The sequence below is a fragment of the Brachybacterium sp. NBEC-018 genome (assembly GCF_024860185.1).
Taxonomy (GTDB): domain Bacteria; phylum Actinomycetota; class Actinomycetes; order Actinomycetales; family Dermabacteraceae; genus Brachybacterium; species Brachybacterium rhamnosum.
In genome coordinates, this window is sequence record NZ_CP100650.1 from 2850162 (window position 1) to 2872269 (window position 22108).

At 71.2% G+C, this 22108-nt stretch carries 20 protein-coding genes; 9 read left to right on the forward strand and 11 right to left on the reverse strand.

All coding sequences use genetic code 11. The annotated features are described in order from the left end of the window. Positions 1-34 precede the first annotated feature (34 nt). Positions 35-1123, reverse strand: coding sequence for an anthranilate phosphoribosyltransferase (gene trpD / locus NLU66_RS12910; RefSeq protein WP_259360067.1), 1089 nt, complete (start codon positions 1121-1123; stop codon positions 35-37). 305 nt (positions 1124-1428) lie between these two features. Here trpD and NLU66_RS12915 point away from each other — a divergent pair, with 305 nt between their 5' ends. The 6 genes from NLU66_RS12915 (at position 1429) to NLU66_RS12940 (ending at position 7061) form a co-directional block, all read left to right on the forward strand. After that, positions 1429-2160 carry a cytochrome c oxidase subunit 3 gene (locus NLU66_RS12915; protein WP_259360068.1) on the forward strand — a complete coding sequence of 244 codons (732 nt, stop codon included), beginning with the start codon at positions 1429-1431 and terminating at the stop codon, positions 2158-2160. 94 nt (positions 2161-2254) lie between these two features. After that, positions 2255-3055: a c-type cytochrome gene (locus tag NLU66_RS12920; RefSeq protein ID WP_259360069.1), complete on the forward strand. Its 801-nt coding sequence runs from the start codon at positions 2255-2257 to the stop codon at positions 3053-3055. Positions 3056-3063: 8 nt separating this feature from the next. Further along, positions 3064-4122, forward strand: a complete 1059-nt coding sequence (locus NLU66_RS12925; RefSeq protein ID WP_259360070.1) for a ubiquinol-cytochrome c reductase iron-sulfur subunit — start codon at positions 3064-3066, stop codon at positions 4120-4122. 64 nt (positions 4123-4186) lie between these two features. Beyond that, on the forward strand, positions 4187-5803 hold the full coding sequence (locus NLU66_RS12930; protein ID WP_259362592.1) for a cytochrome b: 1617 nt from the start codon (positions 4187-4189) through the stop codon (positions 5801-5803). 655 nt (positions 5804-6458) lie between these two features. After that, complete coding sequence (locus NLU66_RS12935; protein ID WP_259360071.1) at positions 6459-6833, forward strand: helix-turn-helix domain-containing protein; 375 nt, start codon at positions 6459-6461, stop codon at positions 6831-6833. A gap of 72 nt (positions 6834-6905) precedes the next feature. Next, positions 6906-7061, forward strand: coding sequence for a hypothetical protein (locus tag NLU66_RS12940; protein ID WP_259360072.1), 156 nt, complete (start codon positions 6906-6908; stop codon positions 7059-7061). 92 nt (positions 7062-7153) lie between these two features. Here NLU66_RS12940 and NLU66_RS12945 read toward each other — a convergent pair whose 3' ends face one another. The 7 genes from NLU66_RS12945 to NLU66_RS12975 form a co-directional block, all read right to left on the reverse strand. Next, a complete protein-coding gene (locus tag NLU66_RS12945) occupies positions 7154-7495 on the reverse strand; it encodes a transcription initiation protein (protein ID WP_259360074.1) in 342 nt (113 codons plus the stop codon). Positions 7496-7684: 189 nt separating this feature from the next. After that, a complete protein-coding gene (locus NLU66_RS12950; RefSeq protein ID WP_259360075.1) occupies positions 7685-8101 on the reverse strand; it encodes a cytochrome c oxidase subunit 4 in 417 nt (138 codons plus the stop codon). A gap of 3 nt (positions 8102-8104) precedes the next feature. Beyond that, complete coding sequence (gene ctaD / locus NLU66_RS12955) at positions 8105-9817, reverse strand: cytochrome c oxidase subunit I (protein ID WP_259360076.1); 1713 nt, start codon at positions 9815-9817, stop codon at positions 8105-8107. Beyond that, positions 9814-10755: a cytochrome c oxidase subunit II gene (coxB, locus tag NLU66_RS12960; RefSeq protein WP_259360077.1), complete on the reverse strand. Its 942-nt coding sequence runs from the start codon at positions 10753-10755 to the stop codon at positions 9814-9816. Before coxB ends, ctaD begins: the two co-directional genes overlap by 4 nt. A 395-nt stretch (positions 10756-11150) precedes the next feature. Beyond that, a complete protein-coding gene (gene erpA / locus NLU66_RS12965; protein WP_137770952.1) occupies positions 11151-11507 on the reverse strand; it encodes an iron-sulfur cluster insertion protein ErpA in 357 nt (118 codons plus the stop codon). Positions 11508-11637: 130 nt separating this feature from the next. After that, a complete protein-coding gene (locus NLU66_RS12970; RefSeq protein ID WP_137770953.1) occupies positions 11638-11904 on the reverse strand; it encodes a hypothetical protein in 267 nt (88 codons plus the stop codon). After that, positions 11901-13310, reverse strand: a complete 1410-nt coding sequence (locus NLU66_RS12975) for a dipeptidase (protein ID WP_259360078.1) — start codon at positions 13308-13310, stop codon at positions 11901-11903. Before NLU66_RS12975 ends, NLU66_RS12970 begins: the two co-directional genes overlap by 4 nt. A 61-nt stretch (positions 13311-13371) precedes the next feature. Between NLU66_RS12975 and NLU66_RS12980 the strand changes: the two genes are divergently transcribed. Continuing rightward, positions 13372-13995, forward strand: a complete 624-nt coding sequence (locus tag NLU66_RS12980) for a DUF3043 domain-containing protein (RefSeq protein WP_259360079.1) — start codon at positions 13372-13374, stop codon at positions 13993-13995. A gap of 123 nt (positions 13996-14118) precedes the next feature. Here the strand turns inward: NLU66_RS12980 and aspS are convergent, their stop codons facing one another. Then, positions 14119-15939 (reverse strand): aspartate--tRNA ligase, encoded by a 1821-nt coding sequence (gene aspS, locus NLU66_RS12985; RefSeq protein ID WP_259360080.1) that lies wholly within the window; start codon positions 15937-15939, stop codon positions 14119-14121. 266 nt (positions 15940-16205) lie between these two features. Between aspS and NLU66_RS12990 the strand changes: the two genes are divergently transcribed. After that, positions 16206-18161: a DEAD/DEAH box helicase gene (locus NLU66_RS12990; RefSeq protein ID WP_259360081.1), complete on the forward strand. Its 1956-nt coding sequence runs from the start codon at positions 16206-16208 to the stop codon at positions 18159-18161. Between the two features lie 115 nt (positions 18162-18276). Here NLU66_RS12990 and trxA read toward each other — a convergent pair whose 3' ends face one another. Both trxA and hisS read right to left on the reverse strand, forming a co-directional pair. Next, positions 18277-18642 (reverse strand): thioredoxin, encoded by a 366-nt coding sequence (gene trxA / locus NLU66_RS12995; RefSeq protein WP_137770958.1) that lies wholly within the window; start codon positions 18640-18642, stop codon positions 18277-18279. Positions 18643-18738: 96 nt separating this feature from the next. After that, entirely contained in the window at positions 18739-20109 is a 1371-nt protein-coding gene (gene hisS / locus NLU66_RS13000; RefSeq protein ID WP_259360082.1) for a histidine--tRNA ligase, read from the reverse strand. A gap of 271 nt (positions 20110-20380) precedes the next feature. Here hisS and NLU66_RS13005 point away from each other — a divergent pair, with 271 nt between their 5' ends. Beyond that, positions 20381-22060 (forward strand): DUF349 domain-containing protein, encoded by a 1680-nt coding sequence (locus NLU66_RS13005; protein ID WP_259360083.1) that lies wholly within the window; start codon positions 20381-20383, stop codon positions 22058-22060. Positions 22061-22108: the final 48 nt, after the last annotated feature.

Consider the following 22108-nt stretch of genomic DNA (forward strand, 5'->3'; position numbering starts at 1 on the left):
CCGGAACGGCTGGCCCTCCGGGCGCCCCGGGGGATCAGCCCTCGGCCTGCGCGCGCTGGGAGGCGCGGGCCCACCGATCGACGAGGTCGGAGGCCCCGCCCGCCTCGAGCGTCGCCTCGGCCTCGGCGTAGGCGGCGGCGAAGCGCTCCTCGAAGCCGCCCTCCGCCGGGAGATCGATCCCGTCATGGGCCTGGATCCCGGCCGCCGCGTTGAGCAGCACCGCGTGACGCACGGCCTCGAGCCTCCCGCTCCTGACCCCGTCGAAGACGTCACGCGCCACCTGGGCGTTCTCCTCCGCGGTGCCGCCGCGGAGTGCGTCGTGCCCCGCACGGGGGACGTCGAGCAGCGCGACGGGGTCGAGCACGTGCTCGCGCACCTCTCCCCCGCGCACCTCCCAGACGTCCGACGGCGCGGTGACCGTGAGCTCGTCGAGCCCGTCCTGACCGCGGAACACGAGCGCCGAGGTCCCCCGGGACGCGAAGACCCCGGCGACGGTCGGGGCGATGAGCGGGTCCGCGACGCCGACGGCGCTCGCCCGGGGCCGGCCGGGGTTGGTGATCGGCCCGAGGATGTTCATGACGGTGGGGATGCCCAGGCCCTTGCGGGCCTCCGCGGCGAAGCGCATCGAGGGATGGAAGACCTGCGCGAAGAGGAAGGTCATGCCGATCTCCCCGACGAGCGCCTCCACCTGGGGCACCGGGAGGTCCAGGCGCACGCCGAGGGCCTCGAGGACGTCGGCGGAGCCCGACTTCGAGGTCGAGGCGCGGTTGCCGTGCTTGACGACCGTGCGCCCGCTCGCCGCGATGACGACCGAGGCCATCGTCGAGATGTTGACGGTGTGGGCGAGATCGCCGCCGGTGCCGACGATGTCGATCGCGCGCTCCGGCAGCGAGACCGGCCGCGCATGGGCGATCATCGCGTCCGCGAGCGCCTCGAGCTCCGTGCTCGTGACCCCCTTGGCCTGGAGGGCGACGAGGAAGCCGGCGAGCTGCACCGGGGTGGCACCGCCGGAGAAGACCTCGTCCATGGCCCAGCCGGCCTCGGCGCCGTCCAGCTCCTCGCCGCGCACGAGACGGCCGATGATCCGGGACCAGGTGAAGGGGACGGCGGGAACAGCGCTCATGGCCCGATCCTCCCACCAGGCGGGACCCGGGGGCGACGGCTCCCACGCCTCGGATCCCCCGTGTCGGACGACGAAGCGGTGGGATGCTCGTCACGACCGCGACGCCCGGGACCCCGCGCCGCCCCGCATGCGGCGGGCCCCGGACCTGCAGTGGCCGCCCACCTGGGACGTCGGGCGCGTGTCCCGGTTCGTGACAGGCCGTCAGGAGGGATATGCTGGCGGGGTCCGTCAGGGCGGTGCCCTGCAGTGGGCGCGGGAGTCGTGAGCCGCACCCACCGAATCTGACCGCACGACATAATGGTGACGTGACTACTGCGACCCTGTCTGAGCGCCCTGCCGCCGCTGCCACAGCAGCCGTCGGCCGCCCCAACCCGACGCAGATCGGCACGATCGTCTGGCTCTCGAGCGAGCTGATGTTCTTCGGCGCCCTGTTCGCGATGTTCTTCACGCTGCGATCCTCGGTGCCGGACACGTTCGCGGAGGGCCAGGCGCACTTCACCCACGGCTTCGCACTGCTGAACACCACGATCCTGGTGCTCAGCTCGGTGACCTGCCAGATGGGTGTGTTCATGGCAGAGGGTCGCCTCGGCAAGAAGGTCTTCCCGCCGCGCAAGCGCCGCACCGGCTCGATCGTCAACATCGCTGGCTGGGGTGCGATCGAATGGTTCGTCCTCACCTTCCTCATGGGCGCCTTCTTCATCTCCGGCCAGGCCTTCGAGTACACGGAGCTGATCCACAAGGGCGTGACGCTCTCGTCCTCGCCCTTCGCCTCGATCTTCTACCTCGCCACCGGCTTCCACGGGCTGCACGTCCTCGGCGGCCTCATCACCTTCCTGCTCGTGATGGTGCGCCTGTGGTCCGCGAAGAAGTTCACCCAGCACGAGCAGATCTCCGTCATCTGCCTCTCCTACTACTGGCACTTCGTGGACGTCGTGTGGATCGGCCTGTTCTTCATCGTCTACATGCTCGATCCGATGATGACCGCCATCAGCCCGGATCACGTCGTCCCGGTCAGCTTCGACTGGACCGTCTTCTGATCCGCGGCCCGGTCGCCCGCCCCACGGTCGACCCTCCCCTCGGCTCCGTCCATCCCTCCCCCGCTCGTCCCCTCCACGAATCGAGGTTCGAACCGTGAAGGCACTCGCCGCACGTCGCCATCACCCGATGGCGCTACTCGTGATCCTGCTGCTCGCGCTCGTCGCGACCGGCGGGCTGTACGCCGCCTTCCAGCCGCGCACCGCCCAGGCCGAGGCCTACACGCAGGAGGACGTGGACGCCGGCAAGTCGCTGTTCCTCGCGAACTGCGCGACCTGCCACGGCACCAACGCCGAGGGCCTCACCGACGCGGACGGCAACACGCTCGGCCCGTCGCTGATCGGCGTCGGCGCCGCCGCCGTCGACTTCCAGGTCGGCACCGGCCGCATGCCCATGGAGAACTCCGGCGCCCAGGCCATGCGCAAGCCCGCGCAGATGGACGACGAGCAGACGCGCCAGCTCGCGGCCTACGTCGCCTCCCTCGGCCCCGGCCCGTCGGTGCCGGAGGACGAGTACCTCGACACCGCGCAGGGCGACGCGACCAAGGGTGGAGAGATCTTCCGCATCAACTGCGCCATGTGCCACAACGCCGCAGGCGCCGGCGGCGCGCTGACCCGCGGCAAGTTCGCGCCGACCCTCGAGGGCGTCGAGGCGAAGCACATCTACGAGGCCATGGAGACCGGCCCGCAGAACATGCCGGTCTTCAACGACACGAACCTCTCCGCCGAGGACAAGCGTGACGTCGTCACGTACCTCCACTCCCTCGAGGAGACCGGCTCCCCCGGCGGCATCTCCCTGGGCTCGCTCGGTCCCGTCACCGAGGGCCTCTACGCCTGGACCATCATCCTCGCCCTTCTCCTCGGCACGGCCACGTGGCTGGGGGCGAAGGCCAAGTGAACGAGCACATGAACGACAATCTCGACGGCAGCTCCCCCGCCCGCGGGGTCAGCGCCATCGCCCCGAAGGAGGGCGGCGGGTTCCCCAACCCGGGCCTCGCCCCCCATGTCCACCGCCAGGCCGACTCCGACAAGCGCGCGGAGCGCCGCGCCGAGCGCGTGGTCGCGGGCCTCTTCCTCCTCTCCGTCCTCGGCACCGCCGTGTTCATCGCGGCGTACTTCCTCGTGACGCCGACCGGGACGAACATCTTCGCGGAGGAGGGCTCCACCCGCGCGGTGTGGTGGTCGAACCTCATCACGGGCCTCGGCCTCGCGATCGCGGTGTTCTTCATCGGCGCCGCCGCGGTGCACTGGGCCAAGACCCTCATGCCCGACGAGGAGATGGTCGAGGAGCGCCACACGATGCGCGGCACCGACGAGACCCGTCAGGCCGCGGCGACGATCATCACCGACGGCCTTCACGAGTCCGGCATCGGCCGCCGCCCGCTGATCGTCACGACGATGGTCGCCGCGCTCGCCGCGCTGCCGATCGCCGTGCTCGCCCCGCTCTCGACGCTGGGCCCGCTCCCGGGCAACAAGCTGCACCACACCTTCTGGAAGGCCGGCATGCGCCTGGCCCGCGACCACGACGGCACGCCGATCCGCGCCGCCGACGTCGCCATGAACTCGATCTTCCACGTCATGCCGGAGGACCTCACCGAGGAGACCGAGCACTACCTCGAGGAGCGCGCGAAGGCCGCCGCGGTGATCGTCCGCATCGACCCCGCCCTCGGCAAGAACGAGGAGAGCCTCGCCAACGGCCATGAGGGCATCCTCGTGTTCTCGAAGATCTGCACCCACGTCGGCTGCCCGGTGGCCCTCTACGAGCAGCAGACGCACCACATGCTCTGCCCGTGCCACCAGTCCACGTTCGACGTCACGGACGGCGCGAAGGTCATCTTCGGCCCGGCGCACCGCCCGCTCCCCCAGCTCCCGATCGAGGTCGACGCCGAGGGCTACCTCGTGGCCACCGGAGACTTCCCCGAGCCGATCGGTCCCAGCTTCTGGGACATCCACAAGGACAAGTGATCACGTGACGACCACGACTTCTGATTCCCGGACGCAGAGCGCCGGCGAGAAGCCCGGACGCGTGATGAAGCTCGGCGCCGTCGGTGGCGACTGGCTCGACGAGCGCGTCGGCGGCGGCGGCCTGGTGAAGTTCTTCGCGCGGAAGATCTTCCCCGACCACTGGTCCTTCATGTTCGGCGAGGTGGCGCTGTACAGCTTCGTCATCCTGCTGATCTCGGGCACGTTCCTGACCATGTTCTTCGACCCCTCCATGACCGAGGTCGAGTACGACGGGCCGTACGAGGCGCTGCAGGGCATGCACATGTCCCGCGCCTACGAGTCGACCCTCTACATCTCCTTCGAGGTCAAGGGCGGCCTGCTGTTCCGGCAGATGCACCACTGGGCCGCGCTCGTGTTCATGGTCGCGATCTTCGTGCACATGTTCCGCGTGTTCTTCACCGGCGCGTTCCGCAAGCCGCGCGAGCTCAACTGGCTCGTGGGCTTCACGCTCATGGTCCTCGGCATGGTGGCCGGCTTCACCGGCTACTCGCTCCCCGATGACGTGCTCTCCGGCAACGGCCTGCGCGTGGTCGACGGCCTCATGAAGTCGGTCCCGATCGTGGGCACCTACATCTCGATGCTGCTGTTCGGCGGCGAGTTCCCCGGCACCCACATCATCCCGCGCTTCTTCACCATGCACATCCTGCTGGTGCCGGCCATGATCCTGGGGCTCATCGCGATCCACCTCGTCATGCTGGTGGCGCACAAGCACGCGCACTACCCGGGTCCGGGCCGCACCGACCGCAACGTCGTGGGCTTCCCGCTGTTCCCGGTCTACACCGCGAAGGCCGGCGGCTTCTTCTTCCTCGTCTTCGGCATCATCACCCTGGTCTCCGCCACGACGGCGATCAACGCGATCTGGGTGTACGGGCCCTACGACCCCTCCCCCGTCTCCGCGGGATCCCAGCCCGACTGGTACATGCTCTGGACCGACGGCGGCCTCCGCCTGATCCCGGGCTGGGAGTTCACGATCTTCGGCTACACGGTGTCGCTGAACATCCTGATCCCGATCGTCATCTACGGCGGCCTGCTCGCGTTCCTCGCGCTCTACCCCTTCATCGAGGCATGGGTGACGGGTGACGACCGCGAGCACCACGTGCTCGACCTGCCGTACAACACGCCGGTCCGCACGGGCCTGGGCGTCGCCTGGATCAGCATCTACCTGATCTTCGCGATGGCCGCGACGAACGACCTCATCGCGCTCAAGCTGCACCTGTCGATCAACGACCTGACGTGGCTGTTCCGCGTCTCGATCTTCGTCGCCCCGGTGCTGCTGTTCTGGATCACGAAGCGCCTGTGCCTCTCGATCCAGCGTCAGAAGCGGAACCTCGTGCTCCACGGCGAGGAGACCTCCCGCGTGGTCCGGACGAAGACCGGCGACATGCTCGAGATCCACGAGCCGCTCGACGAGTTCGAGCGCTGGGTCCTCGTGCAGCACGACGACTTCCGTCCCCTCAAGGCCGGGAACGGCGTCTCGGCGCTGCGCGCCAAGGCCACGTCGTTCTTCTTCAAGGACCGCATCGCCCCTGTCTCCCCCGCCGAGCTGCGGGAGGCCATGGAGCACGCGCATCACGAGAAGCACGTCATCGACGAGGTCACGGACGGCGACTACCGCATCCCCGCGGAGAAGGCGATGCACTGAGCATCCGCCACCGCTGATCGCAGGAGCCCGGGAGAGCCACTCTCCCGGGCTCCTTCGTGTCCGGGGAGCGACGGCGCCTGGGGCGTGGTCGGGCGAGCGCTACCCCTGCGGTGCGGCCGGCACGGTGCGGCGCACCAGCCAGGCCCACTTCCCGAGCTGTCGGATCCGCTCGGCGCCGTGCTCCTCGAACAGCTCCACCGAGGCCGGGAACAGGAATCGCCCCGGGCTCCTTCTCGTACGCCCGACGGTGCTGCGCGAGCAGCGGCAGCTCCTCGAGCCTTCCGTCCTCGGCCCGTCCCTGGGCGACCCCGTGCGGGTCGTCCACGAGGGCGGCGTGCGCGCGCCCCGAACGGACGAGCGCCTCCTTGGTGGCCCTCTGATGCCGGGGACCTGATGGTGCGAGATGCCCTCCGTCGTGGCGTGATGCCCCATGCACCAGCAGCCGCCGAAGACGCCGCCGTTGCGCTCCACCAGCTCGGCGAAGTCGTCCCAGGTCGTCGCGTCGAGCGGGCGGACCTCCCACCCCTCGTCGGTCCGTGCACGTCCGATCGTGCTCATCTCAGGCCTCTCTGCCACTCCCCCGGAACCGTCCGGAGTGCGGTGGACCGACTGATCCATATCCTTCGATCAGTCAGGGCAGAGGAGTGATCGAACGATGTCGAGCAGTCGGTTCCCGGACTATCCCCTCGAGGAGATCCAGGTGGTCGAGGAGCCGCAGACCATCAAGGCGATCTTCGACCCCCTGCGCGGACTCCTCCTCGAGCTCCTGCTCGAGCGCGCTGCGAGCGTGCAGGAGCTCGCCGCCGCCGTCGGCCGCCCCAAGAGCAGCGTCGCGCACCACGTGAAGGTGCTGCACGAGGCCGGGGTCATGAAGGTGGTGCGCACCCGACCGGTCCGCGGCCGCGAGGAGGCGTTCTACGGCCGGACGGCACGCCTGTTCACCGTCGGCGGCACCCGACTCTCCCCCGCCGGCGTCACGCCGGGCTCCTTCGAGACGGCGTCCTGGGACGCCGCCGCAGGGGTCCGGTAGGTCGACCCGCGAGGGCTCACGCGCTACGCCTGGATCGACCAGGAGAGGGCCGCCGAGTTCTGGGATCGCGTCATGGAGCTCGTCGCGGAGTACGACCAGCTCCCCCGCACCACCTCGGGCACTCGCACCTATGCACTGCTGACGGCCATGTATCCCACGGAGCACCGTCGCCTCCCCGCACCGCCGGCGACGACGGCGCCGGAGTCCACCACCGACAGCGAGGGGTGAGCTGAACAGCGTTGATCTGGGATCATGCCATCCACAGCCTGTATCATTTGTACACAGAGACCCGTGGTGTCGGGTCTCCGCGGCAGGTCTCCTCAGCTGGCCGGGTCATCCCCGAACACGTAGAGCTCCTGCGGGCACCGGCACGCGGCGGCGATGCGCGCGGCCCACTGCTCAGCCTCCGCCCGGGTGGCGAGGCCCAGCACCGTGTAGCCGCCGTCGAGCGGAGCCCGCAGCGGATGCGACCCGTCCTCCCGCGAGCCGTCGACCCCGATCAGCACGGGCGCCACGCTCTCGTCGATCCCACCGCCGAACCGGTACACGCCGGCGGCCTTCGCGTCCTCGACGACCGCGTGCGAGGCGTCCACGACGTCCTGGAACTCCTCGACGGGGATCTGCATGGCGCGGGACGGGAAGGTGATCAGGTAGAAGGACATGGGGACCTCCGGGTGCTCGCGGCTGCCCGGACCGGGCGCCGTCGAGCGACAGCCTGCCGCGTGGCAGTCGCGCCGTCCAGCACCCCGGGGCCCGGAACGGCCCCTCTGCGTCCCGGGACACGGAACGGCCCCGCTTCGCCGGAGCGAAGCGGGGCCGTTCGGAGGATCCGCACGAGGCGGAGCCGGTGGTCAGTGCGCGTGCTGTCCGCGGGAGAACTCGAGGACCCAGCCGATCACGCCGTACATGGCGAGGATGATCCCGAAGGTCGAGAGCCACCAGCCCACGGCCACACCGAGGAACACCATTGCGGCGCCGAGGGCGGCCCAGAGCGGCCACCAGCTGTACGGGGCGAAGCTGCCCTGGACGCCGGCCTCGGCCTCGACCTCGGCGTCGTGGTCGTCATCGGGGCGGCCCGGGAAGGACTTCGCCTTGAAGCCCGTGTAGGCCGCGATCATGAACGACATGGCGAAGGCGCCGGGGAGCGCGATCGCGCCCACGGGCTCGATCCCCATCGGCTCCCCGCCGTGCGAGAGCACGCCGTACACGATGCCGACGACGAGGAAGAAGGTCCCGATGATGTAGAAGATCTTCGACGTGGTGTTCATGGATCAGTTGCTCCTCGGGTTCTGCACGGGCTCCTCGTGCAGCATGTGGTCCTGCGCGGCGACCTCGGGGTGGTGCAGGTCGAAGGCGGGGCGCTCGGACCGGATGCGCGGCAGCGAGTGGAAGTTGTGTCGCGGCGGCGGGCAGGAGGTCGCCCACTCGAGGGAGGCGCCGTAGCCCCACGGATCATCGACCTCGACCTTCTTGCCCTTGAGGTGGGTGAGCACCACGTTCAGGATGAACGGCAGCGTCGACGCGCCGAGGATGAAGGCGCCGACCGTCGAGAGCTGGTTCATCCAGCCGAAGTCGTCCTCCGCGAGGTAGTTCACGTAACGGCGGGGCGCACCCTCGACACCCAGCCAGTGCTGGACGAGGAACGTCGTGTGGAAGCCGATCATCAGCAGCCAGAAGTGCAGCTTGCCCAGGCCCTCGTGGAGCTTGTGGCCGAACATCTTGGGCCACCAGAAGTAGAAGCCCGCGAACATCTCGAAGGCCACGGTCCCGAAGATCACGTAGTGGAAGTGAGCCACGACGAAGTAGGTGTCGGAGAGATGGAAGTCGAGCACCGGCGACGAGAGGATCACGCCGGTCAGGCCGCCGAAGGTGAAGGTGGTGAGGAAGCCGAGCGTGAACAGCATCGGCGTCTCGAAGGTGATCGAGCCGCGCCACATCGTGCCCAGCCAGTTGAAGAACTTCACGCCCGTCGGCACGGCGATGAGCATCGTCATGAAGGCGAAGAAGTCCAGCATGACCGCGCCGGTCGTGTACATGTGGTGCGCCCACACGGTCACGGAGAGGGCGGCGATCGCGATGGTCGCGCCGACGAGGGTCTTGTAGCCGAACATCGGCTTGCGGCTGAAGGCCGGGATGATCTCCGAGGCGATGCCGAAGAACGGCAGGGCGAGCACGTACACCTCGGGGTGGCCGAAGAACCAGAACAGGTGCTGCCAGAGGATGGCGCCGCCGTTCTCCGGGTTGAAGATCTGTGCGTCGAACCGCCTGTCAGCACCCAGCGCCAGCAGCGCGGCGGCCAGCGGCGGGAAGGCCATCAGCACGAGCACGGCCGTGATGAGGATGTTCCAGGTGAAGATCGGCATCCGGAACATGGTCATGCCGGGCATGCGCATGCAGATGATCGTGGTGATGAAGTTGACCGAGCCCAGGATCGTTCCGAAGCCCTGCAGGCCGAGTCCGAAGACCCAGAGATCACCACCGAGGCCCGGTGTGAACGTGGTGTCCGACAGCGGCGCGTAGGCGAACCAGCCGAAGGAGGCGGCGCCCTGCGGGGTGAGGAAGCCGGCGACGGCGATGAGCGAGCCGAAGAGCGTCAGCCAGAAGGCGAACATGTTCAGGCGCGGGAACGCCATGTCGACGGCGCCGATCTGCAGCGGCACGAGGTAGTTCGCGAAGCCGTTGAACAGCGGGGTGCCGAACATGAGCAGCATGATCGTGCCGTGCATCGTGAACAGCTGGTTGTACTGGTCCTTGGAGACCACGACCTGCAGGCCGGGCTCCCAGAGCTCGGCACGGATCATGAGCGCGAGGATTCCGCCGAAGCAGAAGAAGGCGAACGCCATCCCCATGTACATGAGGCCGATCATCTTGTGATCGGTCGTGGTGAGCAGGGTGAAGAACTGCTTGCCGAGGCCGGTCTCGGGCGTCTTCCTGAACCGCGCCGGAGCCTCTGCTCCCGGGCGGGTCTCGGTCTGGGCGCTCACTTGTCCCCCTCCTGCGTGGTCGTGGTGTCGGCGGTGCGCTGCGTGCGGTCCACGCCCTCGTCGTACTTCTCGCGCATGGACCAGTCGTCCTGGTTGCGGTTGAGGTCGACGCCGAGCTCGCCGGTGTTGCCCTCGGCCTCGAGCTCGTCGAGGTGCGCCTGGAACTCGTCGGCCGGGACCACGACGACGTTGAACAGCATGTCCGAGTGGTACTCGCCGCACAGCTCCGCGCACTTGCCGCGGTAGGTGCCCGAGCGCTCGGGGGTGACCTGGAAGGTCGTGGTGTGCCCCGGGATCATGTCCTTCTTGTAGAGGAAGTCCACGACCCAGAACGAGTGGATGACGTCGCGCGACTCGAGCTGGAACTCGACGGTCTCGCCCTCGGGGAGGTACAGCACGGGCAGCGAGTCGGACGCGCCCTCCACGCCGGTCTCGAAGGACTGCACACCGGCGGGCTCGTGCACCTGCTGGCCGTCGGCGGTCTCGTAGCTGAAGTCCCAGCTCCACTGCTTGCCGACGGCGGTGACGGTGACCGCGGGGTCCTTGTCGAGGGACTCGATCTCGTGGATGTCGCGCTGGGTGAAGTAGAAGAGCGTGAGCACCATGACGACGGGCAGCAGCGTGAACATGAGCTCGAGCGGCACGTGGTAGCGCAGCTGGATCGGGAAGCCGGTGTCGTTCTTGCGGCGACGGTAGGCGACGGCGCACCAGATCGTCAGGCCCCACACGATGAGGCCGACGACGACCAGCGCGACCCACGACCCGACCCACAGGTCGGTGATGCGCTGGGTCTGGTCGGTGACCTGACCGTCGCTGTATCCGGGGAGGAACCCCCGCTGCTGCTTCTCGGTGCAGCCGGCCAGGGCCAGTGCTGCGAGAGCGATGCCGGCGGCCATGCGGCGACTGCGCCGCGCGCGCTGGGGGGCCTGGGGGATCACAAGGATGACCTTCCGCTCGTCGTCCCCGACCGGTTCCGTGGCGCGACCCGCTCGTGGAGGGCGGGACTGCTGCGGGGGCCAGGGCTGGTACTCACATGGGCGGGGACGTGCCCATGGTGCCGCGCCTCGTGGGGACGAGGGCCGTGGGGGACGATCCGCACGACGGCGGCGCGCCCTCCACGTCACGGCACCCCGTCATCATACGTGCTCTTCGCGGGCCCCGGACCACCGGCACGCTGTGGGAACGAGGCTTCGCCGAAGGACGGTGTGTCCCTTGCCACCTGCCGCGGTCGCCGGTGCACGGACGCGGCCCTCGCGGGACCGGGACCGGCCCGGATGCACGACGGCGGGCGACCCCCGAGGGGGTCGCCCGCCGTCGCGGACCGTCTCGCGGCTCAGGCGAAGGAGTCACCGCAGGCGCAGGAGCTCTGCGCGTTGGGGTTGTCGATCGTGAAGCCCTGCTTCTCGATGGTGTCGGAGAAGTCGATCACCGCACCGGTGAGGTACGGGCTGCTCATCTTGTCCACCACGACCTCGACGCCGTCGAAGTCGACCGTGAGGTCGTTGTCCATGAGGCGCTCGTCGAAGTAGAGCTGGTAGATGAGGCCGGAGCAGCCGCCGGGCTGCACAGCGATGCGCAGGCGCAGGTCGTCGCGACCCTCCTGCTCGAGCAGAGTGCTCACCTTGCCGGCCGCCTCCGGGGTGAGGGTCACCTGGTGCGCGGCGGTGGGACGCTCGGTCGTCGTGGTCATGCGGTCCTCCTCGGGTGCTGCGGATGGGTCCAGCGTACGCCTCGGGCGCCGCGGATGGTGTGTGGCACCGCACGCGCGGACGGCCCGTCCTGACGCTCGTGCAGGCGCTCCCCTTCCCGGGAGCAGCCGGTCACCACAGCAGCCCCCGGAACGCGGCGACCAGCATGATGGCGACGTAGCCGACGACGACGCCGATCGCCGCGGCCCCGGCGGCCGCGCGGCTGCGGCCGCCGAGCACCGCCGAGAGCGCGGCGATCAGCACGAGCGCCACCACGACGGCTCCCCACCACCCGAGCATGTATCCGCCGAGGAAGCCGAGCACGAGGCCCAGCCCGAGCAGCGGCACGGCCGCGGCGCTCACGGGCTCCGCGCGACGCTCCTCCTCGAGCGGGCTCATCCCTCGGCCTGCGGGAGCGAGCCCGCGCCGAGGAGCAGCAGCGCTTCGGCGAGGCACACCCGGGCGAACTCCCCCAGGTGCAGGGACTCGTCGATCCCGTGGGCGCGGGACTGCGGGTCCTCGACCCCGGTCACGAGCACGGAGGCCTGCGGGAAGACCTCGAGGAGGTCGGCGATGAACGGGATCGATCCCCCGAGCCCGGTGTCCACCGCCTCGGTCCCCCAGGCGGCGCCGAGCGCCTGCCGGGCGAGCGCCGTCGCCGGGCTCGCGAGGTCCGCGCCGTAGGGACGGCCCTGCTCGCCGGGATGCACGGTCAGCCGGGCGGTGCGCGGGGTGTGGCGCTCGAGGTGCGCCAGCAGCGCGTCCTCGGCGGCCTGCGGGTCCTGGCCCGGCGGGATGCGCAGGGAGACCTTGGCCCGGGCGACCGGGACGAGGGTGTTGGACGCCTCGCGGACGGACGGCGCGTCGATGCCGATCACCGAGAGGGCGGGCCTCGTCCACATCCGCGCCGCGATCGACCCGCGGCCGGAGAGCTCGAGACCCTCGGGGACGCCCGCGTCACGGCGGTAGTCCTCCTCGGGCATCTCGACGGCCGGGTCCGGGGCGTGGACGAGGCCCTCGATCGCGACCTGGCCCTCGTCGTCGTGCAGCGTCGCGAGCAGCCGGGCGAGCTGGGTCGGCGCGTCCAGGACGGGGCCGCCGAAGATGCCCGAGTGCACGGCGTGCTCGAGGACGCGCACCTCCACCACCGCGTCCACGAGGCCGCGCAGGGAGGCGGTGATCGCGGGGGTGCCGACGGCCCAGTTCGCAGAGTCCGCGACGATGATCAGGTCCGCGGCGAGCGCGTCGCGGTGCGCCTCGATGAAGGGGCGGAAGGTCGGCGATCCGGCCTCCTCCTCCCCCTCGACGAAGACGGTCACGCCGATCCCCTCGGCCGCGAGCCGCTCCCCCACCAGGCGCAGGGCCGTGACATGCGCCATGACGCCGGCCTTGTCGTCCGCCGCGCCGCGGCCGTAGAGCCGGTCCCCACGACGCTCGGGCGCGAAGGGCGCGCTCGACCAGGAGTCGACGTCCCCGGTGGGCTGGACGTCGTGGTGCGCGTAGAGCATGACGGTGGGGCGTCCCGGCGCGGCGGGGAGGCGGCCTATCACCGCGGGCGCACCGTCCTCGATGGCCGTGATCCGCACGTCCGGGAGCCCGGCGTCCTCGAGCAGCGCGGCGACGGCGGAGGCGCTGCGCTGCACGGGCTCGCGGTCGTAGCCCGGGAAGGCGATCGAGGGGATGCGGACGAGGTCCTCGAGGTCGGCGACGGAGCGCTCGAGCATCGGCTCCAGCCGTGCTCGGAGCTCCTGGACCAGGGCGGGATCGGGGGCCGGGACGGGATGTGCGGAGGAGGTCGTGCTCATGGCTCCCACCGTACCGGCCCCCTGGGAGGCTCCCTGGGGACGCTCCGCCTAGACTGCCGTGGTGAACTCCTCCCAGCCGCCGACCCCCGAGAGCCCTGCATCCCGCGACACGGATGCCGCGCGCACCGCCGCGAAGGGCCGCCCCACCCGCTCCCGCAAGGAGGCGGAGGCCGCCCGTCGTCGGCCTCTCGTCGTCTCCGACCGCAAGGAGGCCCGCCGCCGGGACCGCGAGCGCTCGCGGACCCGCCAGATGGAGGCCCAGCAGGCCCTCGTGACCGGTGACGAGGCGAAGATGCCGCTCCAGCACCGCGGCCCCGAGCGCCGCCGCGTCCGGGACCTGGTGGACACCCGTCACAACGTCGCCGAGTACTTCTTCCCGGTCGCGCTCGTGTTCATGATCGTCGCGCTCGTCCTGCCGCTGATCGACCAGTCGCTCTACCTCGCGATGAGCACCCTGCTCATCGCGCTGCTGTGGGGCGGCATCGCGATCTGCGTGATCGACGCGTTCTTCCTGCGCCGCCGGCTCCGTGCCGCCCTCACCGAGGAGTTCGGCGAGGTGAAGCGCGGGCTCGTGGGCTACGGCATCATGCGGGCGATCCAGATCCGCCGCTTCCGCCTGCCCAAGCCCCAGGTCAAGCACGGCGGCGCGCCGGTCGAGCCGAAGAAGCCCCGCGCGAAGCGCTGAGCTCCCGCCCCGCCCGGGCCCGGCATGCCGGGACACCGGATGCCGGGCAGGCCTACAGCACGAGCGAGGGCCCCGCACCGTACGGTGCGGGGCCCTCGCTCGTCGTGGCGTCGGCTCGGGCGCTCAGGCCCCGGCGGAGCCCTGCGCGGCGCCCTCGACGGTCGCCGACTGCTCCTTCGCGGCGGCCTTGGGCTCGGGCTTCGCGTCGACCCCGGCCTCCTTGCGCTGCTGCGGCGTGATCGCCGCCGGCGCCTGGGTGAGCGGGTCGAAGCCGCCGCCGGACTTCGGGAACGCGATGACCTCGCGGATCGAGTCGGTGCCCGCGAGCAGGGCCGCGACGCGGTCCCAGCCGAAGGCGATGCCGCCGTGCGGCGGGGCGCCGAAGGCGAAGGCGTCGAGGAGGAACCCGAACTTCTCGCGGGCCTGCTCCTCGTCGATCCCCATGACGGAGAACACGCGCTCCTGCACGTCCCGCTGGTGGATGCGGATCGAGCCGCCGCCGATCTCGTTGCCGTTGCAGACGATGTCGTAGGCGTAGGCGAGGGCCTCGCCGGGCTCCTTGTCGAAGCTGTCGAGGAACTCGGGCTTCGGGGAGGTGAAGGCGTGGTGCACGGCGGTCCAGGCGCCGGAGCCCACGGCCACGTCGCCCGCGGCGACCGCGTCACCGGCCGGCTCGAACATGGGCGCGTCCATGACCCACACGAAGGAGAACGCGTCGTGGTCGATGAGGCCGAGTCGCTCGGCGATCTCGGCGCGGGCGCCGCCGAGCAGCGCGCGGGACGGCTTGGCCTCGCCCGCGGCGAAGAACACGCAGTCGCCGGGCTTCGCCCCGACCTTCTCCGCGAGCCCGGCCTTCTCCTCCTCGGAGATGTTCTTGGAGACGGGGCCCGTGAGGCTGCCGTCCTCCTGGATCAGGACGTAGGCGAGGCCGCGCGCGCCGCGCTGCTTGGCCCACTCCTGCCAGGCGTCGAGCGTGCGGCGCGGCTGCGAGGCGCCGCCGGCCATGACGACCGCTCCCACGTACGGCGACTGGAACACGCGGAACGGCGTGTTCGCGAAGTACTCCGTCATCTCGACGATCTCGAGGTCGAAGCGCAGGTCCGGCTTGTCGGAGCCGTAGCGCCGCATCGACTCCTCGTAGGTGATCCGCGGGATCGGGGTGCTGATCTCGTGGCCGGCGGTCCGCCACACGTTCACGAGCAGCTGCTCGGCGAGCGCGATGACGTCCTCCTGGTCCACGAAGCTCATCTCGATGTCGAGCTGGGTGAACTCGGGCTGGCGGTCCGCGCGGAAGTCCTCGTCGCGGTAGCAGCGGGCGATCTGGAAGTACTTCTCCATGCCGGAGACCATCAGCAGCTGCTTGAACAGCTGGGGCGACTGCGGGAGCGCGTACCAGGAGCCCGGCGAGAGGCGCGCGGGGACCAGGAAGTCCCGGGCGCCCTCGGGGGTGGAGCGCGTGAGGGTCGGCGTCTCGATCTCGACGAAGCCGTCGTCCAGCAGCGTCTCGCGCGCCGCGCGGTTGATCTGCGAGCGCAGCCGCAGCGCGGCGGCGGGGCCCTGCCGGCGCAGGTCGAGGTAGCGGTAGCGCAGCCGCGCCTCCTCGCCGACCTCGGTGTGCTCGTCGAGCTGGAAGGGCAGCGGCGCGGAGGTGTTGAGCACCTCGACCTCGGTCGCGGTGACCTCGATCTCACCGGTGGGCAGCTGAGGGTTCTCGTTGCCGGCGGGGCGGCGGTCGACCGTGCCCACGACCTTGAGGACGTACTCGTTGCGCAGGTGCATCGCCTCGTCCTCGCGCACCACGACCTGGGCGACGCCGCTCGCGTCGCGCAGATCGAGGAAGGTCACTCCGCCGTGGTCACGGCGTCGGCCGATCCAGCCGGTCAGGGTGACGGTCTGTCCGATGTGCTCCGTGCGGAGCTCGCCGGCGTGGTGGGTGCGCAGCACGAGGTCGTCCTTCGTTCTTCGGGGCGGCGGGAGCGGGGCTCCGCCGAGAGGTCGGCGTGCCGCGGGGGCACCGGTTCAGAGTACCGCGCAAGGTGAGCGATCTCGCCACGGCGCCCCCTGTCGCGGCGCAAGGGGCGTCCGTAGACTGAACGGGTTCCGACCAGCGGCCGACCTGCGGCATCGCCGGTCCGTCACGGCCCCGAGCGGGCCCGCCTCCTGCGCTTCGACCTGGTGCGGGAAACCACCCACCTCCGTCGAAGGACACCATGACCGACGTCTCCCCTGCCCCTGATCACGAGGGCGCCGCCGCCTCTTCCGTCCCCGCCGAGCCCGGCACGGACGAGCAGCGCGACGCGCAGCCCTCGGCAGAGGCACCGGCCCCGCGCAGCGAGGGCCCCACCTTCGAGGACCTCGACCTGCCGCCGGCGCTCCGCCGCGCGGTCGCCGACCTCGGCTTCGAGCGCCCCTCCCCCATCCAGGCCAAGGCCATCCCCGTGCTGCTCCAGGGCCGCGACGTCATCGGCGTCGCCCAGACCGGCACCGGCAAGACCGCCGCCTTCGGCCTCCCGCTGCTCGCCGCGGTGGATCCGTCCCTGCGCGAGGTCCAGGCCTTCGTGCTCACCCCGACCCGCGAGCTGGCCATGCAGGTGGCCGACGCCATCACCTCCTTCGCCTCGTCGATCGGCGGCCTCGAGGTCGTCGCCGTCTACGGCGGCTCCCCCTACCCGCCCCAGGAGCGCGCGCTGGCCCGCGGCGCCCAGGTCGTCGTCGGCACCCCCGGCCGCGTCATGGACCACATGCGCCGCTCGAGCCTGCGGCTGGACACGGTGCGCTTCGCCGTCCTCGACGAGGCCGACGAGATGCTCCGCATGGGCTTCGCGGAGGACGTCGAGGAGATCCTGTCGAAGGCTCCCGCCTCCCGCCAGGTGGCGCTGTTCTCCGCCACCATGCCGCCCGCGATCCGCAAGGTCGCGGCCGATCACATGACCGACCCCGAGCGGATCAGCATCACCCCGCAGTCCTCGACGGTCTCGAGCGTCCATCAGACCTTCGCCGTCGTCCCCTTCCGTCACCGCACCGGCGCGCTCTCCCGCGTGCTCGCGACCTCCGACGCCGAGGCCGCGATCGTCTTCGTGCGCACCCGCGCCGCCGCCGAGGAGGTGGGCACCGAGCTCGTGGCCCGCGGTCACATCGCGGCGACCATCTCCGGCGACGTGCCGCAGAAGGACCGCGAGAAGATCGTGGAGCGTCTGCGCGACGGCTCCCTGAAGATCCTCGTCGCCACCGACGTCGCCGCCCGCGGCCTCGACGTCGAGAAGATCGGGCTCGTCGTGAACTTCGACGTGCCCCGCGAGCCCGAGGCCTACGTGCACCGCATCGGCCGAACCGGCCGCGCGGGCCGCTCCGGTGAGGCGCTGACCTTCATCGGCGGGCACGAGCGCCGCACGCTGCGCACCATCGAGAAGGCCACCAAGCAGACGCTCGAGGAGGCCGTGATCCCGTCCCCGCGGGACGTCTCGAAGCATCGCCTGGCCACCCTCCTCAAGGAGGTCCCCGCCCGCCAGGAGCGCGGACGCCTCGAGCTGTACCGCGAGCTGATCGGCGAGTTCGTCGAGAGCCAGGGCATCGACCCGCTCGAGCTGGCCGCCGTGCTCGGCGCGATGACCGTCGGCGACGCCGGCCCCGGCGCGCCGAACGAGGACGAGGAGTTCACCCAGCAGACCGGTCGCCACGACCGCGACGACCGCCGGGACGACCGTCACGGCGACCGTCGGGACGACCGCTCCGGCGGCTCGCGCACCGAGCACGGCTACACCCAGTACCGCATCGGCGTGGGCCACACCCACGGGGCGAAGCCGCCGTCGATCCTCGGCACGATCACCGGTGAGGGCGGCCTGAACGGCAAGGACGTCGGCAAGATCTCGATCTTCGGCAACTTCGCGCTCGTCCAGATCAAGGGCAGCCTCTCCCCGAAGCAGATCGAGGACATCAGCCGTGCGCGCATCGCCGGCCGCGAGCTGCGCATCAGCGAGGACACCGGTCCCCGCGGCGGCGCCGGCGGCGGCCGCGGCGGGCGCGACGACCGTCCCCGTCGCCGCTTCGACGACGACCGCCCGCGCCACCGCGACGGCGATCGCGGGGGCTACCGCGGCGGTGCCCGTCGTGACGACTCCTCGCGCTACGACGCGAAGCGCCACGGCGGTCGCCGGCACGACGGCTGATCCGACGGGGCGGAGGGCGACCGCCGCCCCTCCCCGGAACGCGAGAAGGGCCCGCATCCTCACGGATGCGGGCCCTTCGTCGTGCGATCGGCGCGGCCCTGCGGCCGGACGCGGATCAGGAGGGCTGCTGCGCCTCGGCGTAGGCCTTGCGGACCTCCTCCATGTCCAGGTTCTTCACCTGGCCGATGAGGTCCTCGAGCGCGGCCTGGGGCAGCGCGCCGGGCTGGGAGAACACGGGGATGCCCTCGCGGTACGCGACCAGGGTGGGGATCGAGGTGACGCCGTAGCGCATCGCGAGCTCCTGCTGGTCCTCGGTGTCGACCTTCGCGAAGGTGACGTCCTGGTGCTCCTCCGACGCCTTGTCGAAGATGGGGGCGAAGCGCTGGCACGGCACGCACCAGCCCGCCCAGAAGTCGATGAGGACGACGCCGTCCTCGACGGTCGTGTCGTGGTTCTCGGTGGTCAGGGTGACGGTAGCCATGGTTCCTCCAACGTTCTCGGTGCGGGGATCATTCCCACTGTCGCACACGGTGAGGGTGCTCACCGCCGTGTGTGACGGCGAGTACCCGGGGACGGGTCACGAGCGCGGGTGCGCGATCTCCGACGCCGGGAGGATCCGCACCGTGCGGTCCTCCTCGGGCACCTCCCAGGACCCGGCCGACGCGGCGGCCTGGTCGCCGGAGCGGATGTCCTTGACCTCGTCCTCGGCGCCGTCGGCCCCGGGGAACCAGACGAAGGGGATGCCGCGCCGGTCGGCGTAGCGGATCTGCTTGCCCAGCTTCGCGGCGGTCGGCGCCACCTCGCAGGGCACACCACGCCCGCGCAGGGTGCGGGCCACGGCCTCGCTCTCCCCGCGGGACGCCTCGTCGGAGACGGCGACGAGCACGCAGGTGGGCACCGGGCGGCTCGGCCGGGCGAGGTCCGCGGAGAGCAGCCGCGAGACGAGACGGGACAGCCCGATGGACAGGCCCACCCCCGGGTAGCTGTGACGGTTGTCCTCCGCGAGACGGTCGTAGCGGCCCCCCGAGCAGACGGAGCCGAGCGACTCGTGGCCCTCGACGAAGCTCTCGAAGACGGTGCCGGTGTAGTAGTCGAGCCCGCGGGCGATCGAGAGGTCCGCGAGGATCACCCCGGGCACCGCCGCCTCGACGCGCTCGAGCACCGCGGTCAGCTCGGCGATGCCCTCCTCGACCATCTCGCCGGTCCCGCCGAGCGCGCGGACGCGGTCGCCGAAGGACGCGTCCCGGGAGCGGATCCCCGCGAAGGCGAGCGCGGCGTCGGCCTGCTCGGCGGTGGCCCCGGCCTCGTCGACGAGGAGGGCGCGCACGGCGTCCTCGCCGATCTTGGGCAGCTTGTCCAGGCTGCGCAGCACCGCCGTGTGGTCCTCGAAGCCGAGGGAGCGGAAGAAGCCCTCGGAGAGCTTGCGGGTGTTGACATGGATGCTGAAGGCGGGCAGCGGCAGGCGGGAGAGGATCTCCGCCATGACGATCGCGACCTCGGACTCCACGTGCGCGGGGAGGACGTCCTGCCCGATCACGTCGAGATCGGCCTGGTAGAACTCCCGGAAGCGGCCGTCCTGGGGTCGCTCGCCGCGCCACACCTTCTGGATCTGGAAGCGCCGGAACGGGAAGGCGAGATCGTTCTGGTGCTCGAGCACGTAGCGGGCGAGCGGCACCGTGAGGTCGAAGTGCAGACCGAGGATCCGCGAGGCGTCGGCGGCGGGGTCCTCCTCCTCCTCCGAGGCCTGCAGACGGCGCAGGAGGTAGACCTCCTTGTCGATCTCCCCCTTGCGCAGCAGCTGGTCGAGAGGCTCGACCGCGCGCGTCTCGATGCCGGAGAACCCGTGGAGCTCAGCGACCTCGCGGAACACGTCGATCACGTGCTGCTCCACCTGACGCTCCGCGGGGAGCCATTCGGGGAAGCCGGACAGAGCGGCGATCTTCGCCATGCGGGTGCACGTCCTTCGAGGGTGAGGGGAGAGCGGGCCGGTCCATTATCCCCTCCTCGGCGGGCGGGCGTCGTCCCGTCCTCCTCGCCCGTGGCTCCGCCCGGTCGGGGCCCGGTGCGTGCGCGGGCAGGGGGCGGGGCGCACGCCTGCTCGCTGTAGAGTTCCGTGACGTGGTTCCCACCCCGCTCCGCGGGAGGGTCCCGCACCGCCCGGCCGCCCTCGTGGCGGCAGTGTCCCGCCGCGCAGCGGATCCGTTCGAAGGAGCTCCATCGTGAGCGAGTCCGAGACTCCCGTCCCCACCTCCCCCGAGCCCGAGGAGACCGCAGCGGCCGATGCCGCCGCCGATGTGGCCGCCCCCGCCGTCGAGCCTGCCGAGGCCGTCGAGGCCCCCTCCGCCCCGGCTCCGGAACCCGCCGCGGACGACGCCTCCCCGGAGGCGCCTGCGGAGGAGGCCGCCGAGCCGGCCGCCGCAGACGCTCCCGCCGCGGAGGCTCCCTCAGCGGATGCTCCCGACGCCGAGGCGTCTGCCGCCGCGGCTCCCGCACCCACCCCCTCGCCGCGACCGCGCCCCGGCCGCCCCGGGCCCACGCCGGGAGGCGCGCCCTCCCCGGCCGCGCTCGCCGGGCGCAAGCCCGCCGCCCCGCTGCTGCCGGCCGCGCCCTCGGTCACCGAGTACGACGCCGCCCTCCTCGCCGAGGCGAAGACCTTCGGCGCCGTCACCGAGGACGGCACCGTCACCGTGCAGGACGGCACCCAGGTGCGCACCCTCGGTGAGGCCGGCCAGGCCCAGGGCATCGACCCCGAGACCGCGCTGGACCCGTTCGCGCGCGCCTACCTCGATCTCGTGGCCTTCCTCGATCTCACGGAGAAGAAGCTCTCCACGACCGGGCACACCCACAACGAGCTCAACCGCCTGCTCGAGAATCTGCGCAAGAACATGAAGGAACCGCAGGTCGTGGGTGACATCCCCGCGCTGCGGGCCCGCGCCCACGAGCTCCGCGAGAAGGCGAAGGCACAGATCGCCGAGCTCGAGAGCGCGCGCACCGCCGCCCGCCAGGACGCGATCGCCCGACGCACCGCCTTCGTCGAGTCGATCGAGCAGCTCGTCGCCACGCCGCCCGAGCAGATCTCGTGGAAGAGCGCCGGGGAGACCATGCGCCAGATGGTCCCCACCTGGAAGCAGATGCAGAGCGAGGACGTGAACCTCGACCGTCCCACCGAGGACGCCCTCTGGAAGCGGCTCTCCGCGGCGCGGTCCACCTTCGACCGCCATCGCAAGCAGTTCTTCTCGCAGCTCGACGAGCGTCACGAGGAGGCCGCCGCCGTCAAGGAGCAGCTCATCGCCCGCGCCGAGGAGATGCAGGACTCCACGGACTGGGGTCCGACGGTCCGCGCCTTCAAGGACCTCATGGCCGAGTGGCGCGCCGCCCCGCGCGGCGGACGCAAGAAGGACGACGCCCAGTGGGCCCGGTTCAAGGCCGCGCAGGACACCTTCTTCGCCGCCCGGAACGCCGATCTCGAGGCCTCCGAGGCCGAGCAGCGCGAGAACCTCGTCGTCAAGGAGGCGCTGCTGGCCGAGGCCGAGCAGATCGACCCGACGAAGGATCTCGACAGGGCGAAGGACGCCCTGCGCTCCGTGCAGGAGCGCTGGGAGGCGGCCGGCAAGGTCCCGCGCGGCGACATGCGTCGGATCGACGACCGCCTGCGCAGCGTCGAGCGCGCCGTGAAGGACGCCGAGGAGGCCGAGTGGCGACGCACCGATCCGCGCACCAAGGCGCGTGTCGAGGGCGCCTCCTCGCAGCTGCACTCCGCGATCGCCGGCTACGAGGAGGACCTCGAGAAGGCGCGCGCGACCGGTGACCCGGCGAAGATCGCGAAGGCGGAGGCCGCCCTCGAGGCCCGCCGCGAGTGGCTCGCCGTCATCGAGCGCTCGGCCCGCGACCTCGGCTGACCGCGGCGATCACCGCCGATGAGGACGGCCCGGCCGTTCCTCCCCACG